Annotated in this window: 15 protein-coding genes; 2 read left to right on the top strand and 13 right to left on the bottom strand. The window is 41.3% G+C overall.

Annotation, left to right across the window (positions count from 1 at the left end; genetic code table 11):
- Positions 1-41 precede the first annotated feature (41 nt).
- Entirely contained in the window at positions 42-1,826 is a 1,785-nt protein-coding gene (locus PVE40_RS04195; RefSeq protein WP_274730636.1) for an ABC transporter ATP-binding protein, read from the bottom strand.
- A complete protein-coding gene (locus tag PVE40_RS04190; protein ID WP_274730635.1) occupies positions 1,823-3,553 on the bottom strand; it encodes an ABC transporter ATP-binding protein in 1,731 nt (576 codons plus the stop codon). The genes PVE40_RS04195 and PVE40_RS04190 overlap by 4 nt, the downstream gene beginning before the upstream one ends.
- Before the next feature lie 223 nt (positions 3,554-3,776).
- Here PVE40_RS04190 and PVE40_RS04185 point away from each other — a divergent pair, with 223 nt between their 5' ends.
- Positions 3,777-3,995, top strand: coding sequence for a DNA-directed RNA polymerase subunit epsilon (locus tag PVE40_RS04185; protein ID WP_274730634.1), 219 nt, complete (start codon positions 3,777-3,779; stop codon positions 3,993-3,995).
- On the top strand, positions 3,992-5,668 hold the full coding sequence (gene rnjA / locus PVE40_RS04180; protein ID WP_274730633.1) for a ribonuclease J1: 1,677 nt from the start codon (positions 3,992-3,994) through the stop codon (positions 5,666-5,668). Before PVE40_RS04185 ends, rnjA begins: the two co-directional genes overlap by 4 nt.
- 61 nt (positions 5,669-5,729) lie before the next feature.
- Here rnjA and PVE40_RS04175 read toward each other — a convergent pair whose 3' ends face one another.
- The 11 genes from PVE40_RS04175 to alaS all read right to left on the bottom strand — a co-directional run bounded on the left by PVE40_RS04175 (position 5,730) and on the right by alaS (position 15,245).
- On the bottom strand, positions 5,730-6,029 hold the full coding sequence (locus PVE40_RS04175; protein WP_274730632.1) for a HesB/YadR/YfhF family protein: 300 nt from the start codon (positions 6,027-6,029) through the stop codon (positions 5,730-5,732).
- A gap of 109 nt (positions 6,030-6,138) precedes the next feature.
- The gene (locus tag PVE40_RS04170; protein WP_274730631.1) at positions 6,139-6,771 is read right to left on the bottom strand and encodes a response regulator transcription factor; all 633 of its coding nucleotides are present in this window, start codon (positions 6,769-6,771) and stop codon (positions 6,139-6,141) included.
- 14 nt (positions 6,772-6,785) lie between these two features.
- Positions 6,786-7,835, bottom strand: a complete 1,050-nt coding sequence (locus tag PVE40_RS04165; RefSeq protein WP_274730630.1) for a sensor histidine kinase — start codon at positions 7,833-7,835, stop codon at positions 6,786-6,788.
- A complete protein-coding gene (gene liaF, locus PVE40_RS04160) occupies positions 7,832-8,566 on the bottom strand; it encodes a cell wall-active antibiotics response protein LiaF (RefSeq protein WP_274730629.1) in 735 nt (244 codons plus the stop codon). The genes PVE40_RS04165 and liaF overlap by 4 nt, the downstream gene beginning before the upstream one ends.
- 158 nt (positions 8,567-8,724) lie before the next feature.
- Positions 8,725-9,204: a transcription elongation factor GreA gene (gene greA / locus PVE40_RS04155; RefSeq protein WP_274730628.1), complete on the bottom strand. Its 480-nt coding sequence runs from the start codon at positions 9,202-9,204 to the stop codon at positions 8,725-8,727.
- A gap of 166 nt (positions 9,205-9,370) precedes the next feature.
- Positions 9,371-10,003: a uridine kinase gene (udk, locus tag PVE40_RS04150; protein ID WP_274730627.1), complete on the bottom strand. Its 633-nt coding sequence runs from the start codon at positions 10,001-10,003 to the stop codon at positions 9,371-9,373.
- Positions 10,004-10,031: 28 nt separating this feature from the next.
- On the bottom strand, positions 10,032-11,228 hold the full coding sequence (gene mltG, locus PVE40_RS04145; protein WP_274730626.1) for an endolytic transglycosylase MltG: 1,197 nt from the start codon (positions 11,226-11,228) through the stop codon (positions 10,032-10,034).
- A 231-nt stretch (positions 11,229-11,459) separates the two neighbouring features.
- Complete coding sequence (locus tag PVE40_RS04140) at positions 11,460-11,783, bottom strand: DUF1292 domain-containing protein (protein WP_274730625.1); 324 nt, start codon at positions 11,781-11,783, stop codon at positions 11,460-11,462.
- 28 nt (positions 11,784-11,811) lie between these two features.
- Positions 11,812-12,231 carry a Holliday junction resolvase RuvX gene (ruvX, locus tag PVE40_RS04135; protein WP_274730624.1) on the bottom strand — a complete coding sequence of 140 codons (420 nt, stop codon included), beginning with the start codon at positions 12,229-12,231 and terminating at the stop codon, positions 11,812-11,814.
- A complete protein-coding gene (locus PVE40_RS04130) occupies positions 12,228-12,497 on the bottom strand; it encodes an IreB family regulatory phosphoprotein (protein ID WP_274730623.1) in 270 nt (89 codons plus the stop codon). Before PVE40_RS04130 ends, ruvX begins: the two co-directional genes overlap by 4 nt.
- Before the next feature lie 96 nt (positions 12,498-12,593).
- A complete protein-coding gene (alaS, locus tag PVE40_RS04125; protein WP_274730648.1) occupies positions 12,594-15,245 on the bottom strand; it encodes an alanine--tRNA ligase in 2,652 nt (883 codons plus the stop codon).
- Positions 15,246-15,430 lie beyond the last annotated feature (185 nt).

The raw sequence follows: 15,430 nt of genomic DNA, 5'->3' as shown, positions 1-15,430 counted from the left end.
AATATTTAATCATATGTTGATTATTTTGACAAGCATAATTTTTAATCTTGTTGTTGGAATTGACTGTTATAGAGGCGGTAGTAGAATCCTTCTTTCGCAATCAATTCATTATGGGTTCCTTGCTCGATGATTTGACCTTGATCCATTACGAGAATGAGGTCTGCATCACGAATCGTAGAAAGTCGGTGGGCAATAACGAAGCTGGTTCTACCCTGCATGATTTTTTTCATTGCTTTTTGAATCATCGCTTCTAGTCTTGTATCAACGGAACTGGTTGCTTCATCCAAAATCAATACTTTCGGATCGGCAATAAAGGTTCTTGCGATGGTCAATAATTGTTTTTGGCCGAGAGAAATGTTGGAAGCTTCTTGGTTAATAACCGTATCGTACCCATCGCTGAGCGTTTGGATGAAGTGGTCCACGTTCGCTGCTTCGGCGGCACGTCTTACATCATCGTCGCTCGCATCCAAATTTCCGAAACGGATATTTTCCTTGATACTGTCTTGATACAACCAAGCATCCTGCAAGACCATACCAAACTGTGACCGGTAATCTTGACGAGAAAAGTCTCGAATATCATGGCCATCCAGCTTGATGGAACCAGAATCTACATCGTAAAAACGCATCAGCAAGTTGATCATGGTCGTTTTACCTGCTCCAGTTGGGCCAACAATCGCTACGGTCTCCCCACTCTTCACATCTACATTGAAGTCTTTTATGAGCGGCTGGTCAGGATGATAACTGAAGGAAACATTTTCGAAAGAAATAGTTCCTTGAACATCCATCGTCAACGGTTTTTGCGCATCTTCTTGCATTTCTTCTTCATCTAAGAAGCCAAAGATCCGCTGTGTTGCTGCGGCAGCTGACTGGATGATAGCGGACAACTGCGTAATCATGGTGATTGGCTGATTGATTTGCCATACATATTGGGCAGCAGCCTGTACATTCCCAATCGTCATCGTGCCAGCTAGTACTTCTACTATTCCTAGTACGGCAATGGAAATATATGCGCCATTTGAAACCAATGCGGTCAAAGGCGTCATCAATCCAGAGATAAAGGCTGCTTTGAACCCCGCTTTTTGTAAGGAAGAATTAATTTTTTGGAACTCATCTACGGAGTCCTCTTCTTTACCATATAATTTCACGACAGAGAACCCGGTCAAGTTTTCTTGAACAAATCCATTTAGTTCTCCTAAATGCTTCGCCTGCGCCCGGAAATAAGGCTGGGACAGGTTTGTCACTTTTTTCGAGATGATATAGGACAACGGAATCATAACAAGCGCAATGAGTGTCAATCTCCAGCTAATAAATAGGAGCATCGACAATGCGAAGGTAATTCCTAAAATTGCATTTACGACTTGCAAGAGCGATTGTTGCAACGCATTGGAAATGGAGTCCACATCATTTGTCACACGACTCAAAATGTCTCCTAATGATTGGCTGTCAAAGAAGGAAACCGGTAATCGATTAATCTTATTGTCTAAGTCCGCCCGCAAATCGTTCATCGATGATTGGACAACCTTTGTCATCAAACGTTGCGAGAAGAAGTTGGTGGATTGATAGCAGAGCCCTCGAATGAAATAAAGGAACAAAACCCATTTCAAATAATCATAGTTAATGCTCGCTCCCGGTACACCGCTCAATATGTCGGCTATGTTTTTCCCAAGTTCGGTAATTCCTAATCCTAAAATATACGGTTCAATAACGGACATGATGGACATCAGAATCGTTAAGAAAATAGCGGCAAAAAAGGCAATCCGGTAATTTTTCAAGTATTGCCACAGACGAAAGAGATCGGTCACTTTCTTCGGTTCGTTCACATTCATGCCAATTCCTCCTTCCGCATTTGAGAAGCAGCAATGTCATAGTAAATCGGACTCGTTTCAAGCAACTCACGGTGCGTACCTTCTGCTACTACTTTTCCTTCGTTCAATACAATAATTTTATCAGCATGCATAATCGTTGAGACACGTTGCGCTACGATAATAACGGTAGACTGCCCGGTCTCTTGTTTCAATCTGCGGCGCAGACGCATATCGGTCTGATAATCCAGCGCTGAGAAACTGTCATCGAATATATAGAAATCTGGTTTTCTGACTACCGCACGAGCAATCGACAGACGTTGCTTCTGTCCACCAGAGAGGTTGCTTCCCCCTTCTGACAAGTGTTCCTCAAAGTGTTTGGATTTTTGCAAAATAAAATCCGTTGCTTGGGAAATTTCAGAAGCTTCTTCTAATTCAGGATGAGAAGCGTCCCCTTTCCCGTAGCGCAAGTTCTCCGCAATCGTTCCAGTAAAGAGGAGTGTTTTTTGCGGGATGTAGCCAATTTTTTGGCGCAATGCTTTTAAGTTATAGTCTCTTACGTCATGACCATCAATTAAAATTCTTCCTTTGGTCACATCATAGAAACGTGGAATCAATTGAAGAATGGTAGACTTCCCGCTCCCGGTACTACCAATGAAGGCGATGGTTTGTCCAGGTCCTGCTTCAAAGTTAATTCCTTCGATAACAGGCGTTTCCTGATTACCAGGATAAGAGAACGATACATTTTCAAAACGGATGAATCCATGTGTTTCGCTTTCTGTAACTCCAGTTTCGTTCGGCGAAATGGAGCTTTCAGTATCGAATACTTCTTGAATCCGACGAGCGGACACAGCTGCACGTGGGTACATCATAAATACAATCGCAAAGTTTAAGAATGAATAGAGTGCGTGAAAACTGTATTCGATATAAGCAACCATGGTTCCTATTTCTAAGTTTCCAGTCTCCAAAAGTCCAGCTCCAAACCAAACAATCCCAATGATAATGAGATTAATGACAAGTGAGAAGATTGGTTGCGTCCAAGCCATCAAGTAGAACAACTTTTTACTTACCGTACTGTACGCTGCATTGACGGTATCGAAGCGCTCCACCATGAATCGTTCCCGCACAAAAGCCCGAACGACGCGAAGACCCGCCAACGTTTCCCGTAAGCTGAGGTTGATGCGGTCCAAATTTCCTTGTTGCGCCTCTGACAGGGGCCGTGATTTTTTCCCGATGATTATAACGGAAATTAGTAAAACCGGAAAAGCAGGAATTAATACGGCTGAGAGGGAACGGCTGGTAATAAAAATCATGTAGAAGCTGGCAAACATCATTAAGATGGTTGCTAACCCCATTCGCAACACCATCTGACTAAACTGCATCAAGACGAATGCGTCATTCGTTACTCTCGTTACTAACGACGAAACGCCTAGTTGGTCAAACTCTTGATGTGAAAAAGTTTGAATTTTATGGTAGAGATCGTTCCGCATATCTGCTACCATTTTGGTGGTCAAGCTGCTGGTCGTAAACGCCACGGTTCCCCGCCCCAATAAACCAAGAACCACAAAGAGGATCATCATTCCAATCGTTCCGGTGAGTTGATTGCGGCTAATTCCAACGACAGCGCCATTAATCAGACGTGCCAGCATGGTCGGCAATCCCAGTTCTACAAAGATGAATCCGAAAGACCCAATTACATTGAGAAAGATCAGCCATTTATATTTTTTTATGTACTTCCATATTAAAGCCAAGCATGACGCCCCCATTGTTTAACAAATTATATCTATCTATTCTAACCAATCTCCACAGAAAGGTCTACTTAAAATTGGAAAGAAGAAGAGAAAGTTATGCCAAAGGACACGGTTTGTGGTAAACTGAAAAGAGAATTGTATAGAAAATACAATAATGGACCAGTTTGGAATGATGTTGTTTTTTCAATGCGAAATTAATATAGAAATACAGGAGTGATGATACATGTTATTTAAAGTAACGTACCAAGAAAACAAATTTGAGGTTCCTACTCGGGAAACAACGCAATCCCTTTATATGAAAGCAGAAAGCGTGGTTGAAGCACGTAGAATATTGGATGAACATACCCCCTACAATATTGAGTTTGTCCAACCAGTAGAAGGAAAACATTTGGAGTATGAACAAAACAGTCCAAACTTCCAAATCACGGAGTTCCCACAATGAAACCCAACGTTCGCAATAATGAGGTAGGCGTTTTTGCCCTGGGGGGGTTAGGGGAAATCGGTAAGAACATGTATGCCGTCCAATATCAAGATGAGTTACTAATTCTTGATTCCGGTATTATGTTCCCCGAAGATGATTTATTAGGGATAGACTATGTCATCCCAGATTACACCTATCTTGTTCAAAACAAACACAAAATTAAGGGCTTGTTTATCACCCATGGTCACGAAGACCATATCGGGGGAGTTCCTTATTTGCTAAAAGAATTAAATGTACCCATTTATGCGGGTGAAATTGCCTTAGCATTGATTCGGAACAAGTTAGAAGAGCACGGCCTATTGCGCGATGCCGTTTTGCATGAAATCAAAGATGACACCGTCATTAAGTTCCGCAAAACAAGCGTTAGCTTCTTCCGTACGAATCACAGTATTCCAGATACACGCGGAATCGTAGTGAAAACACCACCTGGTAATATTGTCTTCACCGGTGACTTTAAGTTTGACTGGACACCTGTTGATGGGAAAACAGCAGACTTACACTGGATGGCTCAGCTTGGTGATGAAGGTGTGCTTCTCTTAATGAGTGATAGTACAAATGCTGAAGTACCGAACTTTACACAATCGGAACAAGTTGTCGGGAAATCCATCTCGAACATTATTCAACGTGTAGAAGGAAGAATTATTTTCGCTTCTTTTGCTTCCAATATTTCTCGTCTACAACAAGTGACGGAAGTTGCGATTGCATCAGGAAGAAAATTAGCTATTTTTGGTAGAAGTATGGAAAATTCATTCCGCACGGCTCGGGAATTGGGCTACATTCACGCTCCAGATGATACCTTCATCGATGGACGCGAAATTAACCAGTACCCTGCTGATAAGGTTATGATTATTTGTACAGGTGCGCAAGGAGAACCAATGGCTGCTCTAAGTAGAATTGCCAATGGTACTCACCGCCAGATTACCATCCAACCAGGCGATACGGTTATTTTCTCCAGCTCACCGATTCCAGGTAACACCACCAGTGTCAACCGAGTAATCAACCAGCTGTTAGAAGCTGGCGCAAAAGTGATTCATGGGAAAGTAAATAACGTCCATACTTCCGGTCACGGCGGACAACAGGAACAAAAACTGATGTTGCGTCTAATGAAACCGAAGTACTTCATGCCGGTTCATGGGGAATTCCGGATGTTGAAAATCCATGCTGGTCTTGCAGAACAATGTGGGATTCCAAAAGAAAATTCCTTTATCCTAAATAATGGTGATGTACTTGCCCTAACCAATGAAAGTGCACGTGAAGCGGGTAGTTTCCCTGCGATGGATGTTTACATTGATGGGAAAGGAATTGGGGACATCGGCAATATTGTCTTGCGTGACCGCCATATCCTTTCTCAAGACGGCCTTGTAGTGATTGTTCTTACCGTTGACTTCAAACAAAAACAATTGGCAGCTGGCCCTGACATCTTGTCACGTGGATTCATCTACATGCGTGAATCAGGTGACCTGATCAGTGAAGCTCAATCGATGATTAAACACGAAATAAAACAAGTACTGAATGCAGAAGGTAAAGTCACTGAAAAACAATTGCGAGATGCGATTACTTCGACTGTTCAACCTTTCTTATATGAAAGAACCGAACGTCGTCCTATGATTGTACCGGTTGTTATGCCGTTATAATTCTAAAAAGAGAAGCAGATAGATTTCCCTTACTGGGAGACCTACCTGCTTCTCTTTTTGATTAGGCTTTTATTTCGTGGAAAATATATTCAGGTTCGTTGTTTTGTTCGTCAAAGGAAACTTCTAAATCATACCCATTAAAAAACCAATCATCAGCAGCATCAACAAAATAAGAAATCCCATTGAGCGTCGTCATCGCAATTGGATTTTTCGGTTCTACGACTTCAAGAGCAATCGAAAAACCTTCATGAATCTGACTTTTTCCGTAGACTTTCCCTAAGAAACGAACCCCTCTGCCTTCACTGACACCTAATTCACTTTCAAACCATTTTTGTGCTTTTTCAGTAACTTTAATTTCCATATTTGTACACGCCGGAATAATTCCGACTCCTCCTCTCGCAGTAACACGATTCTTATCTTCATCATAACACAGTAAATTTGAACTGTGTTAATAGATTGCATCTCATTGACTACTCAATTAACTGATGTTTGAAAGAATAAATTGCTGCTTGGGTACGGTCCTCCACTTCTAGCTTGGAAAGAATATTTGAAACATGGGTTTTTACTGTTTTAAGAGTGATAAATAATTGATCCGCAATCTCTTGATTGGAATGCCCTTGCGCAATTAAGAGCAGGACTTCCATTTCACGTGCAGTTAGATCTTCGTGCGGATAATGAACGCTCTTCTTTGTCAGCTTATCCAACATCTTATCCGTAACTTCTGGTTCTAAAACACGTTCACCTTGAAAGGTAGAGCGAATGGCTCTAGCAATTTCACTCGCTGAAGAGGTCTTCAGCATATACCCGGCTGCTCCTGCTTCCAAGGCAGGATACACTTTCTCATCATCAATAAAACTGGTAACAATAATAATTTTCGCTTCGGGCCAATCGGCTAAAATTGCTTTTGTTGCTTCAATCCCATCCATTACATCCATTACTAAATCCATTAAGATCACATCAGGCCGTAAATCCAATGCCATTTCCCAACCTATTTTACCGTTTTCACTTTCGCCAACCACTTCAATGTCATCTTGAATGGAGAGATAGGCTGAATAGCCTAATCGGACCATCTCATGGTCGTCCACAATTAACACACGAATCACCTTTCAACGCCTCCTCAATCATTCATGGTGTTGGGTATCCGAATATCCACAATCGTTCCTTGTTGAGGAAAGCTGATGATTTTACAGGTGCCCCCTAACCCACTTACACGCTCACGAATATTCATCAAGCCATAACTGCCCGATTTCTCAACAGAGGTATCAAAACCAACTCCGTCATCGAACATTCGTAGATTAATTTCTTGTTCATTTTGTTGAAGATAGACTTCTAGATTTTTTGCCTTTGCATGCCGCAACGTATTGGAAAGCAACTCCTGCGCAATCCGGAATAAATGATCTTCAATTCCTGGGATGGTGTCAATTGGTGAAATTTCCCATTTCAAATTCATCTGAACTTTTGTACGAAGCTCGACTAATAATTGCTCAATTCCTTTTTTCAAGGTCTTCCCTTCCAGTTTAACTGGACGTAAATGTAAGAGCAACGCACGCATTTCAGATTGGGATTCGTTCACAATCGATTCAATCAACCGCAAGGGCTTCTGGATGTTTTCCGGGAGCGTATCCTTTTTTTCATTCAGAGCAGAAAGCATCATCATCGCTGCGAATAGTTGCTGGCTCACAGAGTCATGCAGTTCACGCGCAATGCGATGCCGTTCTTCCTCTAGAATTTGTTCTTTGGTTTCATTCCCAACCATTCTCGGCACACTGCTTAATTCTTGCACTTCACGAGATAACTGAATCAACTTCAAACGTAAATTTTCCATTTCTTCATAAGAATTAGCATAGTCTTCTCCCATGAAAAAAGGCTTGTTCGATTCATCTGGCTCAATTGGCTGCGTATAATTACCAACATTCAATCGGTGAAGATTCTCAGCCATGGCTCTTTCCCGTTTAAGTAAATTATACTGGATTACCCATGAAAAGATAAGCGATAAGAAGAAAACAACAGTCCCCATAAAGAGAAGCACCGGTACCCGAAAGTTTTCCGGACTCCATAAGTCTGACCAAGAAAACGTCGGGCGCAGCGAAAAGATCGTAGTAGCCACGACGAGTGAGAGAACGACGAAAATAGTAAAAAACAACTTCAGAAAATTTTTCTGTCTCATAAGTAAATCACCTCGAAATCTCCTAGTAAGGTATTCGAGACTAACTTGATGGTACGTGTAGCGGTATCGTAATCCGAACTGTACAAGGTAAGTGTTTCATTTTGCAATGGATAAGGTTCTTGATTAAAGATCACCTTCCCTTGCAATGCCGAGTGTTGCAAAGACACCCCTACTCCTTTGGGTACGATTACACGGGTTTGCCCGATTCCTTTACGGATTAACACGACGTTTTCTTTATTAGGAAGCAAGGTATTTCCGAGATCAATGATTGAATCTCCCATAAACACAGAGATATTCATATCATCCCATTCATAGACATGCTCCCCAACATGCGTGCCGCCTACCCATTTTTGTTTTTTTCTTTTCCCACTATGTTTGGCCGGTTCCTTGACCGTTACTCCCACATAGTTTTTTTTCTTCCATGGAAAGCTATCAAATGCATGAAAATGGAAGTTTTCCAGAATACTGCCGCCATTAAAGACTGCATAAACCAGAAGCAGACCTAGCATGAGCCAGATGGTGAAAGTGGAAAGAATACTCAAGGCAATCAAAAACCAACCCGTCCAATACAGCATGTTTTGCCGGTGGACGCGCTTTTTATTTGTCATAATGAGGACGGCTCCAAATAGAATAACTAATAGTAAATCCCAGTTATGAATCAGTTCGAAGATGTTTAATAGGAATAGTGCTCCTTCAAGCAGGAGAAATAATCGTAGTCTTGTTTTTTTCATTCTGTTCCCTCCTGTCTTTTTCCTTTTATTATAGCGGAATATTCGTTGTTTGGGCGGGAGCAAAAGTCCCAACTCGCTCTCCGTCTAAAGGCTGACTTTCTTTCAAGAAAAAAAGATTCAGAACGACTTATTCGCTTCTGAATCTTTTTATTTCTTGATTAAATCATTCCTACGTTAACGATTTTCACTTGCATGTCTCCACCAGGAGTCGCAATGGAAACTTCATCGCCCACTCTTTTCCCTAGCAAAGCTTTTGCAATGGGGGAGTCGTTGGAAATTTTTCCTTCTAATGGGTTTGCTTCTGCACTGCCGACGATGGAATAAGTTTCTTCCTCTTCATCTGGAAGCTCTACAAATGTTACGGTTCTTCCTAATGAAACAACGTCTTCTTCCACATTTGTATCATCGATGATTTCCGCAAAACGAATCATTTTTTCAAGAGTAGAAATACGTCCCTCTACGAATGCTTGCTCGTCTTTTGCAGACTCATATTCAGAGTTTTCAGATAAGTCCCCATAGCTTCTCGCAATTTTGATGCGTTCTACGATTTCTTTTCTTTTAGTAATTTTCAGATATTCTAATTCATCTTCCAATTTCTGTTTTCCTTCAACAGTCATGGGGTACATTTTTTCAATCATGTGTTTATCTCCTTCGTATTTTCCTTGATATTCGGTATACATTTAAGAAAGCAGGCATCTGTCTTCTGACTGATCCCTACTTTCTTCACTATTGTAATATTTATTAAAAGTATTGCTTTATAACGGTATTAAAATACCACCATATGTCTAAAAAAGCAATTGATTTTTACGCTTTTTCTGTTTCTGTCAGAATAGAAGCGATTTTTGTGGTCATCAAGTCGATGGCAACTTGATTTTTGCCGCCTTCAGGAATGATGATGTCGGCAAATTTTTTGGTTGGTTCCACAAATTGATGATGCATTGGTTTCACAACGGACAAGTATTGTTCAATCACGCTGTCCAGTGTTCTGCCCCGTTCCTCAATGTCGCGCTTAATTCTGCGAATGATGCGGATATCGTCGTCGGTATCGACATAAACTTTGATATCCATTAAATTACGCAATCGTTCATCTTCAAGGATGAGGATTCCTTCTACAATAATTACTTCTTTTGGTTCGCGGTGAATGGTCTGGGGGCTTCTTGTATGCAAGGTATAATCATATACCGGTTGATCCACAGCTTCCCAAGCCATTAGCCTTTCTAGGTCAAGAATGAATCGGTCATTGTCAAAAGCAAAAGGATGATCGTAGTTGGTCTTCAACCGTTCCTCAAAAGGTAGGTGACTTTGGTCTTTATAATAAAAGTCTTGCTCGAGCAAGAGGATGGATAAATCAGAAAACTTCTCAAAAATAGCTCGGCTGACTGAGGTTTTCCCACTACCGGATCCCCCCGTTACCCCAATTACAATCGGTTTCTTCATAGCTGATTTCCTTTCTTACTGGTAGTACTTATCCTTCATTTGGATCTTCTACGTATTGGTCTTGTAATTCTAAATGTTCTTCAAATGTTTCGGAGAAGTAAACCTCTCCCGTTTCTAAATCAGCTAGGAAGTAAAAATAATCTGTCTCTGCTGGTGTTAACGTTGCTTTAATGGCGTCTTCACTTGGATTATTGAATGGACCAGGTCCAAGCCCACGATGCAGGTACAGGTTATACGGTGAATCAACTTCCGTATCGGCAATCGTAACATACTCCAAATGCTCTTCCAATGCATAAATAATACTGATATCAGATTGCAAAGGCATATCATTCGCTAGGCGATTATAGAAAACTCCTGCAATCATTTGACGGTCTTCATAGGTAACCCCTTCTTTTTCTACTAAAGAAGCAATGGTTAAGAGGGAATGCAAATCCAATTCGCTGTTTTCAATCATCCCGCGATATTGCCTTAATACTTCGTCCGTCTTTTGTACCATTGTACGAATCATGTCTTCGGGGGTGTAATGGGACAGATAATCATAAGTAGCTGGGAACAGATAGCCTTCTAAACGGTGGCGAATTCCTTCTTTCTTCACTGCATCGGTCAAAAGATGAGGAAATTCTTCCATCAACTCTGCTACAAATGCTTCATCATCCATTACCTTTAGAAATTCTTCTACCGTGTAATCGGATTTTGCTGCAAACTCTTCTGCAATTTCTTCCGCAGTAGCACCTTCTTTTACCAGAATCTTATAATCATCTGATAAAGGCGTTGGTGTGCCTCCTACTTCCAAAGTTTCGATAATTTCATCTAGTTCCATGGAAGCAGACAGCTGATAGAAACCAGCTTGAAATTCAGGAGCATTCTGTATTTTCATATAATAATTAAATACGGTCGCATCTTTTACGATGGACTCCTCTTCCAAAATTTCCGCAATCCCTTTCGTAGATGTACCCATTGGGATTTCTACTTCTTTTATTTCTTCGCTCGACTCATCTAACGGAACAAGCGCGCCGGTTACGTAATTGTATCCTACAACACCTAACACCAGCAGTAAAAGTACACCAATAAAGATAATCGAAAAAACAATTTTCTTAATCAAAGAACTCTCGCGGCGACGCATATCATAACGCTCCTCCGCCCTCTTTTTATAACTGTCGTTTTTTTCAGGATGGGTTTCGATATCCTGTTCCTTGTTGGGCTGATTGGTACTTTCCTTTACCAAAATCTAACCTCCCTATTTACCGATTTACTCGGGTTTTGGTAGACTTAACTCAAACCATTATACATGAAACACTATTAAAAATGAACGTTTTATCTCATTTTTCATCAGAATACAATCGAAAAAAGCAATAATCTTTTTTGCCGTCCTTGTTTATTTTCCGAAAACGACATAAAAAGAAGTGCCAGTGAACCGATGTGGTTTACTGGCATCTTCTGTTAGAGTGATTTATTTCTAGTCGTTTAGTTCTTCGTCTTCCATGAAGGTATTCAAAACTTCTTCAATCATATCCCATTCTTCTTCGGTTTCGATTGGTTCCAAGTCGCCTTCTGTTCCATCTTCTTGTTCCACGTAAGAGTAAGCTTGTAATTCAATCTCTTCTCCTTCTGGAACTCCAGCTGGATATACTAATACGTAAGATTTGCCGAAGTCATCGGATTCAAACGTAAATAAAATTTCGTATAGCTCTTCATTACCGTTTTCGTCAACGATGGTAATGTGGTCATGGTCATGATCATGGTTATGATCATGGTCGTGATTATGGTTATGTTCTGTCATAGTTGCACCTCTTTATCATTTTATGTTTTTATGAATGAGCATCTAAATAATTCTGCAGCAGAAGAACAGCTGCAAGCTTATCGATTACTTTCTTCCTTTTCTTACGGGAAACATTGCCTTCGTTAATCAGCATCTTCTCAGCTTGTACCGTGGTCAGGCGTTCATCGATATAGTCTACAGGCAAGCCAGTTTCTTCTTCTACTAACTTCCCATAGGCAAGTGATGCTTCTGCACGAAAACCAATACTATTATTCATATTTTTCGGCAGACCAATAACCACTTTTTCCACTTCGTATTGCTCAATTAATTCTTTTAATCGTTCCAAGCCAAATTCCTTTGCCTCTTCGTTGATGGCAATGGTTTCGATGCCTTGTGCGGTCCAGCCCATCAGGTCGCTCATCGCAACGCCGACGGTCTTGGACCCCACGTCTAATCCCATAATCCTCATTCTTGCTCCCCTTTTTCCGGAGCTAAATAAGCTTTCAACATTTCTTCGATGATTTCATCCCGTTCAAGGCGACGAATCAAATTCCGTGCGTCGTTATGACGTGGAATATAAGCTGGATCGCCCGATAGAAGAAAACCTACAATTTGATTCGTAGGATTATAGCCTTTTTCTTCCAAAGCCTTGTAGACAATCTGTAAGGTATCTTTTACATTTTTCTTATCTTCGTTATTTCGATCGAATAACATAGTTTTATCAAACGAGTTCATACAGACACCCCAATTTTTAATCTTTGTATCTATTTTACCGGACTTAGCTTTAACTTACAACCCAAGTGCGTAAACAATTGAAAACATTACCAAAAATTAAAAATTATTCTCCAACCATGGTCCCACAGCTTTCAGTGCATTTGGAATACCATCTGGTTTCTTCCCGCCTGCTTGAGCGAGATTTGGCCGGCCGCCACCGCCACCTTCTACGTGAGAAGCAATGCCTTTGATGATGTCTCCTGCTTTCAGGCCTGCTTTTACTTTGTCATCCGCTACAGCAACTAGCAGGCTGACCTTGTCATCGATTGCAGATGCAGCAACAAAAACGTCGGAGCTGCCTTTTTGACGCCATTGGTCTGCCAATTGACGCAGTGCATTCATATCTTGGTTCTTGGTTTCATACGTAATATAGCTGATTTCTCCTGCTTTTTGCACTTCATCAAATAAATTCGCTGCTTCAGCTTGCATCATTTTTGCTTTCAATGATTCATTTTCTGATTGAGCGTCTTTTAGTTCTTGGCGCAAGGAAACAATTTTATCTGCTACTTCTTTGGTTTGTTTAGCTTTCAATAAGCTAGCAGCTTCTTGCAGTTCCCGTTCTTTCTCTGTAAACCATTGGTAGGCAGCCTGGCCAGTGATTGCTTCAATCCGGCGTGTTCCTGCTCCAATACCTGATTCAGATAGAATCTTAAACAAACCAATTTCTTGGCTGTTCCGTACATGGACACCGCCACATAGTTCAATGGAGTAGTCACCAATGCTGACTACACGCACTTCATTGCCGTACTTTTCACCAAACAAAGCCATAGCGCCCATTTCTTTGGCTTTTTCAACCGTCGTTACTACTGTTTCAACTGACAGGGCAGCCCAAATTTTTTCATTTACTTTGCGTTCCATTTCCATCAGCTCTTCAGCCGTTGCTTGCTCGAAGTGGGTGAAATCAAAGCGCAGATGATTTGGTGTTACCAGAGAGCCTGCTTGGTTCGCATGCGTACCCAATACATCCTTCAATGCTTGGTGCAACAAGTGAGTAGCAGTGTGGTTTTTAGTGATATTGCGACGACGTTCTTCATCCACTTGCAAGGTATAACGTTCATTTGCCCGCAAGATTCCTTCCACTTCAACAAAATGTAAATGTTGTCCATTTGGTGCACGTTTCACATCTACAACTGTTCCTACAACGTGGCCCGTTTCATCTAAAATGGTACCTGTATCCGCTACTTGTCCACCCATTTCTGCATAGAATGGTGTTTGAACAAAGATTAATTGAGCGGTGCCATCTGCTTGATCAACTTGTTCCTTCAATTCATCGGCTGCGATAATCGCTGCTAGTTCTGCTGGAGCAGACGTTTGATAGTAGCCAATGAAATCACTCGGAATCACGATTTCAGCTAAAATACTGGATTGCACCGAGAAGGAATCCTCTACTTGGCGTGCAGCACGAGCTCGGTTCCGTTGATTTTGCATTTCTTCGTTGAAGCCGTCTCGGTCAACCGTAAAGCCTTTTTCTTCCCCATACTCTTCAGTTAACTCCAATGGGAAACCATATGTATCATATAATTTGAAAGCATCCGAACCAGCAAGAACCGTTTCCTTGTTTTCCGTCATTCTTTCAAAAACAGTTTGTAAAATTTCTAGTCCTTCATGAATGGTTTCTTGGAAACGTTGCTCTTCATTGGAAATAACTTTGATGATAAAGTCTTGATCACGTTGAACTTCTGGGTAATAAGCGACCATGATGTCCGCTACAACCGGTACTAATTCAAACAAGAATAAACGGTTGATGCCTAATTTTTGTCCGTGCATCACGGAGCGGCGAATCAAGCGGCGTAAAATGTAGCCTCTTCCTTCGTTGGAAGGCAGTGCACGGTCTCCGATTGCAAAACTTACTGCACGGATGTGATCTGCAATTACCTTAAAGGAAGTATCCGTTTGGTTGCTGTCGCCATACTTGAAGCCAGCACTCAACTCTTCTACTTTCTTGATGATTGGCATAAACAAGTCGGTTTCAAAGTTTGTTTTCGTATCTTGGATAATGCTGGTAACCCGTTCCAGACCCATTCCGGTATCCACGTTTTTATGTGGCAATGGTTCGTAGCTGCCGTCTGGCTTGTGATTGAATTCAGAGAAAACCAAGTTCCAGATTTCTAGATAACGTTCATTTTCGCCGCCTGGATACATTTCTGGATCTTCATCTGGCAGATCTTGATAAGATACTCCGCGGTCATAGAAAATTTCAGTATCCGGTCCACATGGTCCAGCGCCGATGTCCCAGAAGTTATCTGCTACAGGTACGACATGGTCTTCAGCTAAGCCGACTTTTTCCAACCAAATGCGTTTTGTATCTTCATCTTCTGGATAGTAGGTAACATAGAGGAGTTCTGAGTCAAAACCTAACCACTCTTCACTCGTTAGAAATTCCCATGCCCAAGGAATTGCTTCTTCCTTAAAGTAGTCACCGATGGAAAAGTTCCCTAACATTTCGAACAACGTATGGTGACGTGCGGTTACCCCCACATTTTCAATATCGTTGGTACGAATACTTTTTTGTGAGTTGGTGATTCTTGGATTTTCTGGAATGATTGTACCGTCGAAGTATTTTTTCAAGGTAGCTACGCCAGAGTTAATCCATAATAGTGTAGGATCGTTTACAGGAATAAGCGAAGCACTTGGCTCTACGCTATGCCCTTTTGAAGCCCAAAAATCTAAAAACATTTGACGAATTTCGCTGCTTTTTAAGTTTTTCATCATGATTTCCTTCCTATCTTTTTATTGGTGGAAAAGAAAAAACACCCCATCGCATTCAAGGGCGTTTTACCGCGGTACCACCTTGATTGCAATGGAGTGTTCACCTTCTTCATTACTTCTCAAAGCCGATAACGCTGGCAGCGACGATATTTCTACCGTATCTTAGAAAGGGAGCATCATTCCAA

Source organism: Jeotgalibaca caeni, assembly GCF_028863945.1.
Classification (GTDB): Bacteria; Bacillota; Bacilli; order Lactobacillales; family Aerococcaceae; genus Jeotgalibaca; species Jeotgalibaca caeni.
This window is presented reverse-complemented; position numbering and strand designations above follow the sequence as displayed.